Source organism: Stenotrophomonas sp. YJH_SMC_69, from assembly GCF_059370495.1.
The window spans coordinates 88,538-102,379 of sequence record NZ_JCAFTS010000002.1; the positions used below are offsets into that span (position 1 = coordinate 88,538).

Consider the following 13,842-nt stretch of genomic DNA (forward strand, 5'->3'; position numbering starts at 1 on the left):
ATCCACGCCTGGCGCGGATCTACTGCGCGCACCGTCACACTCTCTGAATCGGCGTCTCAACTTCACCGTGAGCACGCCGTTACCGGCAAGGACCTCAGTCGACATCCCGTCGATGCAACCTTCCGGAACGCCCATGCACAGCGACCACGCCGAACGATTGCCCGAACCCGCCAGCGACCTGGCCGAGGGTGGGGCAGGCGAGGGCGTGACCCTGCCGCCGCAGGAAGCGCTGCTGGATGACGCCGGTACCGGAGAGGACAGCGTCGACCTGGCGCCGCCACGCCATCGCCTGCCGCAGATCGCGCTGCCCGACAACGTGGTGCTGAAGGGGGCGGTGCAGAAGCTGGTCGAGCAGAAGTCCCGGCTTGATGCGCTGGCCGCCGAAGGCCAGCTGGCCGGGCTGCTGCCGCCCGAATGGCAGGGCCACGGCGCGCGCGCGATCGAGCTGTCCACCTTCATCCAGGGCGTGCTGCCCTTCCTGCAGACCGGCGAGCGTGGCGAGACCGCCCCCGCGCGACTGCCGGTGCGCCATGTGTTGGGTGACGACAGCCGCTGGGGCCTGGACGATGTGGCCGAACCGAAATCACTGGCGTGGTATCTGGCCAGTGACGAGCGCGCCACGGCCGGCAGCAAGGATGTCGCCGAGGCGTATCTGGTGGGCGCACTGGGCCTGGCGTGGATGCAGGAAGGTCGCAGCCGCCCCGGCTTCCTGCGCGCGATGGGCCAGGACAGCCTGGCCGCGCGGGTGACCATGCTCGGCTATCCTCCGGCCAACGAACTGGCGCTGTACAGCGTCACTGCGCACGGCCAGCCGCAGATCTGGTGCGTGCACGGGCGCCGCCGCATGCGCCCGCTGGTGGCGCCGTGGTTGAGCGTGCCGCTGCTGACCGCCTACGGCGTGCCGGCGCCGGTTGCGTGGCCGTCCAGCTTCCCGCCGGTGGAAGCGGTGGCCGAGCTGCTGGCGACCGCCCGCCTGGGGCGCGCGCTGCCGGAAGTGGACCTGGCCAAGGCCGTGGCGAAGATCGCCGAGGACGCCGCCTCTGACGCCTGGCAGCCGGTCAGCCTGCTCCAGCTCAACACTTGGTCACCGCGCTGGCACTTCTTCCTGGGCACCTTCGTCGGCCTGCCGTCGCTGCTGCTGGTGGCGGCGGCGCTGGCGCTGCCGGGGGCGGTCGAAGCAGCGACGGTGGCCGCCTCGCTGGGCTTCGCCGGCGGCGCCATCGCAGCACTGGCCGTGCCGTGGATCCACGCACGCCGCAAGCACCTCAGCTGAAAAAAGGGGACGGAGGGGATTAAGCCGCAATCAGCACAGGTGTGCCTGATGCGACTTAATCCCCTCCGTCCCCTTTTCTTTCAGACGCCTTCGCCCATCCGCTCCAGGCCTTCGCCGGCCAGGCGAAGGATCAGCTTTTCCAGCACCTGCTCTTCCTCTTCGCTCAGCACCGACATCAGCTTGCGGGTGATCTCGATCACCATCGGCGCGATGGTCTCGTACACCTCGAAACCGGCGGCCGACAGCGCCAGCACCGAGCGGCGGCGATCGTCGCCGTGGGTCTCGCGCTTGATGAAGCCGCGCTCCAGCAGGCGGGCCACGGCGCGGCTGACCGCCACCTTGTCCATCGCCGTGCGGTCGGAGACCTCGCTGGCCGAGGAGCCCGGGTACAGCGCCAGGATGGTGATGACCCGCCACTCGGGGATCGCCAGACCGTAACGATCGCCGTACAGCTTGGCGATGTTGCCGCTGACCCGGTTGGACAGCACGCTCAGCCGGTACGGCAGGAACTGTTCCAGGTCGAGCAGGACGTGCGAGGCACGCAGGCGGGTCGAAACGGGATCGGCGGGGCTCATGTTGCGGTGCACCTTGCTGGTGGTTTCAAGTGTAACTATAAGGGGTGGGTCCAGACCCTGCATTCTCGCCGGGTCCCTACCTGCCCGCACCTGGTTTGTACCGATGCGGTACCGATTCGGAGCCACGCCATGAATACCGCAGTCCCGACCGCCTCGCATCCCAACCCCGGCATGCAGGTCACCACCTTCGAGAACCCGATGGGCATCGACGGCTTCGAGTTCGTCGAATTCGCCGCCCCGGCCGGCCGTGGCCAGGAGCTGCACGAGTACTTCCGGAAGATGGGCTTCAGCGCGGTGCTCAAGCACAAGCAGCGTCCGATTACCGTCTATCGCCAGGGCGACGTCAACTTCCTGGTCAACGAAGACCCCGATTCGTTCGCCGCCGACTTCGCCGAAAAGCATGGCCCCTGCGCCTGTGGCTTTGCCATCCGCTTCAAGAAGCCGGGCCAGGAGGTCTACCAGACCGCGCTGGGCAACGGCGCCGAAGCCATCGCCTTCAAGCCGGACAGCAAGGCGGTCAGCGCGCCGGTCATCAAGGGCATCGGCGACTGCATGCTGTACCTGGTCGACCGCTATGGCAGCGCCGGCAGCATCTACGACGGCGACTACGAGCCGATCGCAGGGGCCGACCTGCACCCGTTCGGCTTCGGCCTGACCTTCATCGACCACCTGACCCACAACCTGTACTTCGGCAACATGCAGCAGTGGTCGGACTACTACGAGCGCCTGTTCAACTTCCGCGAGATCCGCTACTTCGACATCAAGGGCCTGAAGACCGGCCTGGTGTCCAAGGCGATGACCGCACCGGACGGCATCGTGCGCATCCCGCTGAACGAATCGTCCGACCCGAAGAGCCAGATCAACGAGTACCTGGACGCGTACAAGGGCGAGGGCATCCAGCACATCGCCTGCTTCACCGAGAACATCTACGAGACCGTCGAAGCGATGCGCGCGCAGGGCGTGGATTTCCTCGACACGCCGGAAACCTATTTCGACGTGATCGACCAGCGCGTGCCGAACCACGGTGAAGACGTGGCGCGCCTGGCCAGGAACAAGATCCTGATCGACGCCGATCCGGAAACCCACCAGCGCAAGCTGCTGCAGATCTTCACCCAGAACTGCATTGGCCCGATCTTCTTCGAGATCATCCAGCGCAAGGGCAACGAAGGCTTCGGCGAAGGCAACTTCACCGCGCTGTTTGAAAGCATCGAGCGCGACCAGATCCGCCGCGGCGTGCTGTAAGGTCCGCAGGCAATGTCGGCGTCCCGCCGGCATTGCCTGTCCGAATGGTAGTGCCGGCCGCTGGCCGGCAATCTCTGGAGTTCCCATGTCCCCCGCCATCACCGCCCGCGGCTACCAGTCCGGCTTCGGCAACGAATTCGCCACCGAGGCCGTCGCCGGCGCGCTGCCGGTCGGGCAGAACTCACCGCAGAAGGTGGCCCACGGCCTGTACGCCGAACAGTTGACCGGCACCGCGTTCACCGCGCCGCGCGGCAGCAATCGCCGCAGCTGGCTGTACCGGATCCGCCCGGCGGTGACCCATGGCGAGTTCACTCCGTTCGCGCAGTCGCAGCTGCAGTGTGATTTCGGCGCACAGCCGGCTTCACCGAACCAGCTGCGCTGGAGCCCGCTGCCGTTGCCGGAGCTGCCGACCGACTTTGTCGAAGGCCTGTACACGATGGGTGGCAACGGCTCGCCCGACGCGCATGCCGGCGTGGGCATCCACCTTTATGCTGCCAACCGCGACATGGTCGGCCGCTACTTCTACGACGCCGACGGTGAACTGCTGATCGTGCCTCAGCTGGGCGCACTGCGCCTGCTGACCGAGCTGGGCGTGATCGAGATCGAGCCGCAGCAGATCGCGGTGATCCCGCGCGGCGTGCGCTTCCGTGTCGAACTTCCCGATGGCCCTAGCCGCGGTTACATCTGCGAGAACTACGGCGCGCTGCTGAAACTGCCCGACCTTGGCCCGATCGGTTCCAACGGCCTGGCCAACCCGCGTGACTTCGAGACCCCGCACGCGGCGTTCGAGGATGTCGATGGCGATTTCGAACTGATCGCCAAGTTCGAGGGCCGCCTGTGGCGCGCGCCGATCGACCATTCGCCGCTGGACGTGGTGGCCTGGCACGGCAATTACGCGCCGTACCGCTACGACCTGCGTCGCTTCAACACCATCGGTTCGATCAGCTACGACCATCCGGACCCATCGATCTTCCTGGTGCTGCATTCGCCCAGCGACACACCCGGCACCAGCAACATGGACTTCGCGATCTTCCCGCCGCGCTGGCTGGTGGCGCAGAACACATTCCGCCCGCCGTGGTTCCACCGCAACATCGCCAGCGAGTTCATGGGCCTGGTGCATGGCGCCTACGACGCCAAGGCCGAAGGCTTCGTGCCGGGTGGCGCATCGCTGCACAACTGCATGAGCGGTCACGGCCCGGATGCGCCGACCTTCGACAAGGCCTCCAATGCCGATCTGTCCAAGGCCGATGTGATCAAGGACACGATGGCCTTCATGTTCGAGACCCGCGCGGTGATCCGTCCGACCGCGCAGGCGCTGGCCGCCGGCCATCGCCAGGGCGATTACCAGCAGTGCTGGAACGGCCTGCGCAACAACTACCGCTGACCCGAAAAAGGGGACGGAGGGGATTAAGCCGCAATCAGCACACGTGTGCCTGAAACGACTTAATCCCCTCCGTCCCCTTCTTCTTCAGGCGGCCTCGGTGAACGCGTCGCAATGCTCCAGCGGCAGCGCTTCCAGCAGGCGTTGCCGCACACGCTGGCAATAACCCTCCGAGGTCAGCCCGGGCAGCATCTGCATCGCCGAGTGCAGCACCTGCAGTACTTCACTTTCGGCGCGCGCCTGCTGCAGGTCGCGGAACAGCGCCGCCGCCTGCGGGTGGCGCTGCATTTCCAGGATGCCCAGTACATAGATGCGCGCGGCCACCAGCGAGCGGCGGCGCTCGCTGCCGGTTGCGGGTGCAGCCGGTGCCGCAGCCGGCGTGGCGGGCGCCGGTGCTGCCGCGTCTGCGGGTGGTGGCGGTGCGGCTGTGGCGCCGGTATCGGTGCTCAGGTAGCCGGCCTGCACCAGCTGGATGACCATGGCGGGCGCGTCCTGGCCGAGCAGGCCGGTCAGATCGGCGATGCTGCGCTGGCCGTCGCACAGGATCAGCAGCCGCCGCTGGCGCATGTCCAGCGGCGCGCGATGGGCCTGCAGCGCGGTTCGGGCGAGTTCGGTCTTGCGCGGTTGCATGGAAGGGACAGCCAAGTCGGTGCACGCCGAGCCTGAACGAAGGCGATGAAACCGCGATGACAATGCAGCGCCTGCACACGGGATGGGCTAGCGTGCAGCCATCTTCGTGCCAGGGAACCGCACCGATGAAGCACCTTCCGCTTGCTGGTCTGTTGCTCCTTTCGCTCACCGCCTGCAGTGCTGGCCCCGACAAGCAGGGGGCGGCCGGCAGTGGCAGCGACACCCCGGCCGAAACCGCCTCGGCGACCGGGCCCGCGCAGTCGGCGGATCCCGACCTGGCCGCCCGCCCGGCCAACGACCTCCGCAAGGACAGTCCAGCGCGCCTGGACGGCTTCGGCGGTGCAACGCTGGGCGCCGGCATCGCCGAGGTCCGCAGCGGCTTCGGCACGCCGCTGCAAGGACTGGGCACCGACGCCAATGGCAAGCCCCTGCCGGCCGACGACAGCAACGACGGCTGCTACTTCCTGCGTCCGCAGGGTGCCGAAGACCCTCGCCTGATGATCGAGGCACGCAAGCTGGTGCGCTATGACGTGCGCAGTGCGGCGATCGTCGCTCCGGGCGGCGGCAAGGTCGGCATGACCCTGGGCGAGCTGCAGGTGCTGTACCCAGAGCGCGCGGACGTCGGTCCTGACAAGTACGACGAGAAAGCGCAGCACCTGCGCGTGCGGCCAGCGCAGGAAGGCGGGGCGGTCATCGACTTCGCGCTCGGCGCCGATGGTCGGGTCAGCGCCTGGCGCGTCGGCCAGACCCCGCAGGTCGATTACGCCGAAGGCTGTGGCTGATCCTTGATCCACCGCCCAGCCATGCGCTCGGGCCAAGCGTAGAATCGCGCCACCACTGCTGGGGAGTGCTCGATGATCGCCATTGCCATTGCCTGGTTCCTGCTCGGCCTGCTGTTGCTGGCGCTGGGCGGGGATTCCATCGTCAAGGCCGTGTCCGGCCTGGCCCAGCGCTTCGGGGCCAGCCCGTTCACTGCCGGGCTGCTGCTGCTCGGGGTGACCACCTCGTTGCCGGAACTGGCGGTCAATGCGCGCGCGCTGGCGGTCGGCCAACCGGAGCTGGCACTGGGCAATGCCGTGGGCAGCAGCATCGTCAACCTGGGCTTCACCCTGGCGGTGGCAGCCATCGCCGCGCCCCTGTTGCTGCGCGCGCGCCTGCAGACGGTGCTGTGGTGGTCGCTGCTGGTGGCCGGCGTGCTGCTGGTCCTGTTCGGGCTGGATGGTCGCCTGGCGCGCTGGGAAGGCGGCGTGCTGGTGGCAGGCTTCATCGTCATGCAGGTGCTGCTGCTGCGCCGCGGCCGCGTTGAGCGTGCCGAGGTGCAGGCGGCCATCGCCGAGTCCGCCCTGAGCCGCACCAGCCTGCCGTTGAACGTGCTGCGGGTGCTGATCGCAGCGCTGACGCTGTACTGGGGCGCGCGCCTGGTCGTGGGCGCCGCCGCTGACTTCGGTGCCGCGCTGGGCTGGACACCGCTGCTGGTCGGCCTGCTGCCGGTGGCGATCGGCACCGCACTGCCGGAGGTGGCAACCGCAATTGCTGCCGCGCGTCGCGGCCACGGCGACATGGTGCTTGGCCACGTGCTGGGCTCCAGCGTGGTCAACCTGCTGCTGGTGATCGGGGCGATGGCGGTGTTGCAGCCGTTGGCGTTGCCGGCCTCGTTCGTGCGCCTGGAACTGCCGGCACTGCTGGCGTTCGCCCTGGTGCTGTACCCGATGCTGCGTGGCGATCTGAAGATCAGCCGCAGTGAGGGCGGAATCCTGCTGGTCGCGTTCGCCGGCTGGTTCGTGCTGGAGCTGCTGCTGGTCGGCGCGGCATGAGGTAGTTCCGGCCGCTGGCCGGCAACCTCACTGCCTCTGACGGAACCCTTGCCACTGCCGGCCAGCGGCCGGCACTACCGGTTCTGTGTGGCTTCCTCTTCCCGCGCCGGTTCCGGCGGCGGAAGCTGTTCCTCGGCAGCCGGCTCGTTGCCCGGCAGGCTGGGACGGGTTTCCATCAGCAGCGACAGCGCCGCCTTGGCCATCATGTGGGCGCTGATCGGCGCGGTGATGAACAGGAATACGGTGATCAGCAGCTCGCGCGGCTGCGGGTCCTGGCCCAGGAAGATGTGGTAGCAGACCGAGCACACCAGCACGCAGCCCACGCCCAGCGTGCTGGCCTTGGTCGGCGCGTGCAGGCGCTTGAAGAACGTGGACAGCTTCACCAGCCCCAGTGCGCCGACCAGGATGAAGAAGCAGCCGAACAGCAGCAGGATCGACAGGCCGATCTGGATCGCGGTGATCATTCGACGATGTCCCGGCGCAGCACGAACTTGCTCAGCACCACGGTGCTGCCGAAGCCGAGCATGGCGATGACCAGTGCGGCTTCGAAGTAGATCGCGGAGTTGAGGTACATGCCGAACAGCATCAGCTCGGCAATGGCGGTCACCGACAACGTGTCCAGTGCGAGGATGCGGTCGGGCACGGTCGGTCCGCGCAGCAGGCGCCAGGTGGCCAGCAGCATGGCCAGGCCGACCACGTGCATGCACACCACCAGCGTGGTCTGGATGATCTGGAATCCAGTCATGGGAAGATCTCCATCAACGGCGCCTCGTAGCGGCGCTTGATCGTATCGATCAGGTCCTGTGGGTCCTCCAGGTGCAGCACGTGCACCAGCAGGAACTTGCGGTCGTCGCTGAGCGCGGCCGAGACCGTGCCCGGGGTCAGCGTGATCATGCTGGTCAGCGCCGCGATGCCGTGGATGTTGGCGATGTCCAGCGGCAGCCAGATGAAACCGGGGTGAATCTTCTTCTCCGGGCCCAGCACCTGCAGGGCCACGCGGATGTTGGACATCAGGATGTCCCACAGGGTCACGCATACCAGCTTGGGCAGCGGCCGCAACGTGCCGATGCGCGCGAACTCGCGGTCCAGGCGTGCGGCGAACAGCGGCACCACCACGCCCAGCACCAGCCCCAGCACGATCTGGCCGAGGGTGAAGCTGTCGGACATCAGCAGCCAGAATGCCACCACCATGATGCTGAGCATCGGCGAGGGAATCAGGCGACGGAACAGGGAGCGCTGGGCGGTCATGGCTGGCGGATCTCCGGTGCGGTCGCGCGCAGCTGCTGCACGTACTCGCTGGGTTGCAGCAGCTGTGCGGCGGTGGCGTCGGTGTAGCGCATCAACGGTGCAGCGGCCAGCGTCATCCCGATGCCGTAGGCCAGCAACAGGCAGGCGGCGTAGAGCTCCACCCGGCGCAGAGGAGCCTTGCGCGGCTTCGGTGCCTCCGGATCGACAGGCGGCACGCGCCAGAACAGGCGGATGCCGCCGCGGGTCAGGCCCATGATCACCAGCAGGCTGCTGACCAGCACCGCGGTCCAGACCGGAGCGGTGTACTGCGCCGGCATGCCGGCCAGCAGTGCGGCCTTGGCCAGGAAACCGGACAGCGGTGGCAGGCCGGCCACCGACACCGCGCCGATCAGGAACAGCACGGCGGGTGTCTCCTTGCCCGGCATCGGCGCGACCACTTCCTTGCGGTCGCTGGCACCGCCGCGACGACGGCGGATCAGGTCGGCGATCAGGAACAGCGCGGCGGCGACGAAGCTGCTGTGCGGCAGGTAGTACAGGCCGGCCGACAGCACCTGCGGCGTGCCCACCGAGAAGGCGATGAACAGCGTGGCTGCCGACACGATCACCAGGTAGGAGATCAGCACGCGCAGGCGGGTCGCGGCGAGGGCGCCCAGGCCGCCCAGCACCAGCGTCGCCACACCGGCCCACAGCAGCCAGTCACGGCCGTAGCCGGCCATCGCGCCGGCATCGTCGCCGAACCACAGCATCTGGATGCGCAGCACCGAGTACAGGCCGACCTTGGTCATGATCGCGAACAGCGCAGCCACCGCCGCCGGTGCGCGCGAATAAGCTTCCGGCAGCCACAGGTACAGCGGCATCAGGGCGGCCTTGGCGCAGAACACCAGCAGCAACAGGCCCATCGTCGCCTTCACCAGGGTCAGCTGCGCCGGCGGTACCTCGGCGATGCGCTGCGACAGCTCGGCCATGTTCAGCGAACCCAGCGTGGCGTACAGCAGGCCCAGCGCGATCAGGAACAGGGTCGAGGCGGTGACGTTGAACACCACGTAGTGCAGGCCGATGCGCATGCGCAGGCCACGGCCACCACTGAGCAGCAGGCCGTAGGAGGCGATCAGCATCACCTCGAAGAACACGAACAGGTTGAAGATGTCGCCGGTCAGGAACGCACCGTTGAGGCCAACCAGCTGGAACTGGAACAGCGCATGGAAGTGCGGTGCGCGGCGGTCCCAGCCCGAGCAGGCGTGCAGCAGGCAGGGAATGGCCAGCAGCAGGGTGGTCAGCAGCATCCACGCCGACAGCCGGTCGGCCACCAGCGCGATGCCCAGCCGCGACGGCCAGTCGCCCAGCAGGTAGACGCTGATCTCACCACTAGCGGTGGTGGCAAACAGCAGGCCCACCGCCAGCGCCAGCGCCGACAGCGCGGTCCAGGCCACCGCGCGCTGCACCCTGGGGCCATAGCGGCGGTGTTCGACGAACAGCGACAGTGCCGCACCCAGCAGCGGAATCAGGATCGGCAGGATCACCAGATGGTTCATGCGCGGTCCTCGCCCTGGCGTGGCGGCACGCGCTCATCCTGCAGGTCGTCATCCGGCTCGTGGGCGTCCACATGGTCGCTGTGGTTGTCGCTGCGGCTGCGCATGGCCAGCACGATGCTCACCGCGGTCATCGCGAAGGCGATCACGATCGCGGTCAACACCAGCGCCTGCGGCAGCGGGTCGGTGTAGTTGCCCAGGTGGCTGTCCACGCCTTCCTGCAGTACCGGCGCCTTGCCCAGCACCACGCGGCCACCGGCGAAGATCAGCAGGTTGGTCGCATAGGACAGGAAGGTCATGCCGAGGATCACATCGAAGCTGCGCGCACGCAGCAGCAGGTAGATGCCGATGGCGGTCAGCACGCCGATCGCGGTAGCCAGGGCCAGTTCCATCAATGCATCTCCCCGGTGCGTGCCGAGCGGCGTTGCAGGTCGATCTCACCCTTGCGGGCGGTACGGGTACGCGATGGCTTGATCGTGCCCATCATCGACAGCATCAGCATGGCACCGCCGAACACCACCAGATAGACGCCGATGTCAAAACCAATCGCACTGGCCAGCGGCACGTCGCCGATCAGCGGCAGGTGCAGGTCGAGGTGGCCGCTGGTCAGGAACGGCACGCCGAACAGCATCGACGCGCTGCCGCTGAGCAGGGCGATCAGCAGGCCCATGCCGATGCAGCGGATGTAGTCGAAGCCGAAGCGCGACTCCACCGACGCGGTGCCCTGGATCACGTACTGGATCAGCAGCGGCACCGCCAGCACCAGGCCGGCGATGAAGCCGCCACCCGGCGCGTTGTGGCCGCGCAGGAACAGGAAGATCGACACGGTCAGGGTCAGCGGGAACATGATCTGGGCCAGGTCGGCCGGCACCGGCAGCTTGATCGGCGGGCCGGGCATGATCTGCTCCGGCGCCATCCGCGTGCGCCGCAGCAGGGCATGCACCACCAGCGCGGCGATGCCGAACACGGTGATCTCGCCGAAGGTATCGAAGCCGCGGAAGTCGACCAGGATCACGTTGACCACGTTCTGGCCATAGGCCTCGGGCAGGGCACGGGCGAGCAGCTCGCCGGCCATGGTGTTCGGCGGCAGGGTCATCGCGGAATAGGCCAAGGCGCCAAGTCCGGCACCGGCGATGATCGCGATCACCGCGTCACGGCGCTTGCGCCAGCGCGGCCGCTCCGGCCCGGACTGCGCAGGCAGGTAGTTCATGCCCAGCAGCATCAGCACCAGGGTCACCATCTCCACCAGCAGCTGGGTCAGGGCCAGGTCCGGCGCGGACAGGAACACGAAGGTCAGCGCCACCATCAGGCCGACGCCGCCGACCAGCAGCACCGCCAGCAGGCGCTGCTTGTAGATACGCAGGGTAGCCACCGCGCAGGCCATCATCACCAGCCACAGCGCCCAGCCCAGCAGCGGGATCGGCTGTGGCCTGGTCCAGTTCGGCGAGGCGGGGTTGGCCACGAACGGCGCGGCGGCGGCCACGATCGCCACCAGCACCAGGCCCAGCAGCATGCGCTGAAGGCTGCCGTTGGCGATGCCGTTGGTCAGGCGCATGGCCAGTGCGGAGATCGCGTCCAGCTGCGCATGGAACACATTGCGGCCAGTGCTGACGTTGGTCACGGCGTGCAGGTTGATCAGCTTGCGCAGGCCGAAGTACAGCGCCACGCCGCCGATCACGCCGATCGCGCTCATCGCCAGCGGCAGGTTGAAGCCGTGCCATACCGCCAGGCTGTACTCGGGCATGGCGTCGCCGAGGATCGAGGCCGCAGCGGCGTGCAGCACCGGCGCTACGGTCAGTGCCGGTGCCACGCCCACCGCCACGCAGATCACCACCAGCAGTTCCACCGGCACCTTCATCCAGCGCGGCGGTTCGTGGGGCACGCGGTCCAGGTCGTGCGGGCCGGGGCCGAAGAAGGTGTCGTGCACGAAGCGCAGGCTGTACGCCACCCCGAATACGCCCGCCAGCAACGCTGCGATCGACACCGCCGTGCGCATGATTCCCGGGCCGCCGGCCGTGATCGCTTCGGCGAACAGCATTTCCTTGGACAGGAAGCCATTGAGCAGGGGGATGCCAGCCATCGCCAGCGAGGCGATGATCGCCAGCGCGCTGGTGAACGGCATCAGCCTGCGCAGGCCTCCCAGCTTGCGCATGTCTCGGGTACCGGTCTCGTGGTCGATGATGCCGGCGGCCATGAACAGCGAGGCCTTGAAGGTGGCGTGGTTGAGGATGTGGAACACGCCGGCCACCACCGCCATCGGCGTGGACAGGCCGAACAGCAGGGTGATCAGGCCCAGGTGGGAAATGGTCGAGTACGCCAGCAGGCCCTTCAGGTCATGCTGGAAGATCGCATTCCAGGCGCCGATCAGCAGGGTCAGTGCGCCGATGCCGCTGACCGTGTAGAAGAACAGGTCGCTGCCGGCCAGTGCCGGATGCAGGCGCGCCAGCAGGAACACGCCGGCCTTCACCATGGTGGCCGAGTGCAGGTAGGCCGAGACCGGGGTCGGCGCCGCCATCGCGTGCGGCAGCCAGAAGTGGAACGGGAACTGCGCGCTCTTGGTGAAGATGCCGGCCAGTACCAGGAACAGGGCGTAGGGGTACAGCGCGCTGGCGCGGATCTGCTCGCCAGCGGCCAGCACCACGTCCAGGTCGAAGCTGCCGACGATGCGGCCGATCAGCAGCACGCCACCGAGCAGGGCCAGGCCACCGCCACCGGTGATCACCAGCGCCATGCGTGCGCCTTCGCGGGCGTCCTGGCGGTGCGACCAGAAGCCGATCAGCAGGAACGAACTGATGCTGGTCATTTCCCAGAAGATCATCAGCAACAGCAGGTTGCCCGACAGCACCATGCCCAGCATGGCGCCCATGAACAGCAGCAGGTAGCAGTAGAAGCGGTGCGCGTTGTCCTGCTGGCTCAGGTAGTAGCGCGCATACAGCACCACCAGCGCGCCGATGCCGAGCACCAGCCCGGCGAACATCCAGGCCAGCCCGTCCAGTCGCAGGGTGAAGTCCAGCCCGATCTGCGGCAGCCAGGGCACCAGGGTGCGGACCACCTGGCCATCGAGCACCGACGGGGTCAGCCAGCCGAGGATGGCCAGCCCGCCCAACGGCGCCAGCGCCGCCAGCCAGGCAGCAGTCGAGCGCGAACTACGGGGGAAGGCCGCAACAGCCGCTGCCATCAGGAACGGCAGGGCCAGCAGCAGGGGCAGGCTGGGGAGCATGCAGGGAATCCATGATTCACGAGCAGGTCAGGGAGGATAACAGGCTGCGAAATGTCGCCGAAACCCATCGAACAGCGATCAATTGCATGTAACGTTCGCTGATTCATTTTTTCTGCGATGCAACATCACATTCCTGCATCCCTTCCCTGGCTGCCCTCGGGGGACACCCTACGCCCACGCAGGGAGACCGCAGGCCCTGTCGCACAGGGGCTGCCGTCGACGGGCGGGCAATGGGGAGCGGATCACCGGCGCAGGCTGGCAGGGCTCCCGTGGACTACGGGTGACGGAATCCGCCCGTTCAGGAAACGACGGCCGCTGTCGGCCGCCGCCAGGTCAGTAGCGCCAGTCCAGCTTGCGGTAGAACTTGGCCATCACCCAGGCCGGGCCGATCAGCAGGTAGGTCAGGTCGGTCAGGAAGCTGGGCTTGCGGCCCTCGAATTTGTGGCCGATGAACTGCGCGATCCAGGCCGCCACGAACACGCCCACCGCCAGCCAGCGCAGGGCCTGCAGGCCGATCTCGGCCTCCAGCAGCCGGCACAGGCAGCCGAACACGAAGAACTGGATGAGCATGCCGATGCCCAGCGGGCGCGACAACTTGTTGTAGAAGCACCACGCGCTGAACATCGCCAACGCCGACCAGATGCCGTACTGGAACCAGGTGATCAGCGGCGGCAGGCACCACAGCAGGGCCACCACCGACCACAGGATCGCCGGGACCGCCACCACGTGGATGCGCTGGTTGATCACATTGCGGTGGTCGTCGGAGTAGCTGGCGAAATAGCGGTCGATCGGCCGCGCAAGCTGGGTGGATGTCTGCATGCTGCGTCGCTTCCTCGGGCAACGGTAGTGCCGGCCGCTGGCCGGCACTCCAGAGCATAGCCGAGTTCGCGAGGTTGCCGGCCAGCGGCCGGCACTACCGCGATCAGAGCG

At 67.6% G+C, this 13,842-nt stretch carries 14 protein-coding genes; 5 read left to right on the forward strand and 9 right to left on the reverse strand.

What is annotated here, in order from left to right:
- Positions 1-133 precede the first annotated feature (133 nt).
- Positions 134-1,273 (forward strand): hypothetical protein, encoded by a 1,140-nt coding sequence (locus tag AC5P8F_RS03490; RefSeq protein WP_014648686.1) that lies wholly within the window; start codon positions 134-136, stop codon positions 1,271-1,273.
- Positions 1,274-1,353: 80 nt separating this feature from the next.
- Here AC5P8F_RS03490 and AC5P8F_RS03495 read toward each other — a convergent pair whose 3' ends face one another.
- Positions 1,354-1,848 carry a MarR family winged helix-turn-helix transcriptional regulator gene (locus AC5P8F_RS03495; RefSeq protein WP_014648685.1) on the reverse strand — a complete coding sequence of 165 codons (495 nt, stop codon included), beginning with the start codon at positions 1,846-1,848 and terminating at the stop codon, positions 1,354-1,356.
- Positions 1,849-1,977: 129 nt separating this feature from the next.
- Between AC5P8F_RS03495 and hppD the strand changes: the two genes are divergently transcribed.
- Entirely contained in the window at positions 1,978-3,090 is a 1,113-nt protein-coding gene (gene hppD, locus AC5P8F_RS03500) for a 4-hydroxyphenylpyruvate dioxygenase (protein ID WP_014648684.1), read from the forward strand.
- A gap of 85 nt (positions 3,091-3,175) precedes the next feature.
- Positions 3,176-4,474, forward strand: a complete 1,299-nt coding sequence (hmgA, locus tag AC5P8F_RS03505; protein WP_032957134.1) for a homogentisate 1,2-dioxygenase — start codon at positions 3,176-3,178, stop codon at positions 4,472-4,474.
- A gap of 84 nt (positions 4,475-4,558) precedes the next feature.
- Here hmgA and AC5P8F_RS03510 read toward each other — a convergent pair whose 3' ends face one another.
- Positions 4,559-5,101, reverse strand: coding sequence for a hypothetical protein (locus tag AC5P8F_RS03510; RefSeq protein ID WP_049440029.1), 543 nt, complete (start codon positions 5,099-5,101; stop codon positions 4,559-4,561).
- Between the two features lie 125 nt (positions 5,102-5,226).
- On the opposite strand from AC5P8F_RS03510, the gene AC5P8F_RS03515 reads away from it, so the two are divergent.
- Together AC5P8F_RS03515 and AC5P8F_RS03520 are read left to right on the forward strand one after the other, a co-directional pair.
- On the forward strand, positions 5,227-5,883 hold the full coding sequence (locus AC5P8F_RS03515) for a hypothetical protein (protein WP_032957138.1): 657 nt from the start codon (positions 5,227-5,229) through the stop codon (positions 5,881-5,883).
- A gap of 72 nt (positions 5,884-5,955) precedes the next feature.
- The gene (locus AC5P8F_RS03520) at positions 5,956-6,915 is read left to right on the forward strand and encodes a sodium:calcium antiporter (RefSeq protein WP_014648680.1); all 960 of its coding nucleotides are present in this window, start codon (positions 5,956-5,958) and stop codon (positions 6,913-6,915) included.
- 74 nt (positions 6,916-6,989) lie between these two features.
- On the opposite strand, the gene AC5P8F_RS03525 is transcribed toward AC5P8F_RS03520, so the two are convergent.
- From AC5P8F_RS03525 to AC5P8F_RS03555, 7 genes are all read right to left on the reverse strand, one after another.
- Complete coding sequence (locus AC5P8F_RS03525; protein ID WP_014648679.1) at positions 6,990-7,379, reverse strand: Na+/H+ antiporter subunit G; 390 nt, start codon at positions 7,377-7,379, stop codon at positions 6,990-6,992.
- The gene (locus AC5P8F_RS03530) at positions 7,376-7,660 is read right to left on the reverse strand and encodes a K+/H+ antiporter subunit F (protein ID WP_006399171.1); all 285 of its coding nucleotides are present in this window, start codon (positions 7,658-7,660) and stop codon (positions 7,376-7,378) included. The genes AC5P8F_RS03525 and AC5P8F_RS03530 overlap by 4 nt, the downstream gene beginning before the upstream one ends.
- Positions 7,657-8,163, reverse strand: a complete 507-nt coding sequence (locus tag AC5P8F_RS03535; protein ID WP_032957141.1) for a Na+/H+ antiporter subunit E — start codon at positions 8,161-8,163, stop codon at positions 7,657-7,659. The genes AC5P8F_RS03530 and AC5P8F_RS03535 overlap by 4 nt, the downstream gene beginning before the upstream one ends.
- Positions 8,160-9,695, reverse strand: coding sequence for a monovalent cation/H+ antiporter subunit D (locus AC5P8F_RS03540; protein ID WP_049440036.1), 1,536 nt, complete (start codon positions 9,693-9,695; stop codon positions 8,160-8,162). Before AC5P8F_RS03540 ends, AC5P8F_RS03535 begins: the two co-directional genes overlap by 4 nt.
- Positions 9,692-10,084 (reverse strand): Na+/H+ antiporter subunit C, encoded by a 393-nt coding sequence (locus tag AC5P8F_RS03545; protein ID WP_005419863.1) that lies wholly within the window; start codon positions 10,082-10,084, stop codon positions 9,692-9,694. The genes AC5P8F_RS03540 and AC5P8F_RS03545 overlap by 4 nt, the downstream gene beginning before the upstream one ends.
- Positions 10,084-12,912, reverse strand: a complete 2,829-nt coding sequence (locus AC5P8F_RS03550) for a monovalent cation/H+ antiporter subunit A (RefSeq protein ID WP_049440037.1) — start codon at positions 12,910-12,912, stop codon at positions 10,084-10,086. The genes AC5P8F_RS03545 and AC5P8F_RS03550 overlap by 1 nt, the downstream gene beginning before the upstream one ends.
- A 333-nt stretch (positions 12,913-13,245) precedes the next feature.
- A complete protein-coding gene (locus AC5P8F_RS03555) occupies positions 13,246-13,731 on the reverse strand; it encodes an Mpo1 family 2-hydroxy fatty acid dioxygenase (RefSeq protein ID WP_069117730.1) in 486 nt (161 codons plus the stop codon).
- Between the last annotated feature and the right edge of the window lie 111 nt (positions 13,732-13,842).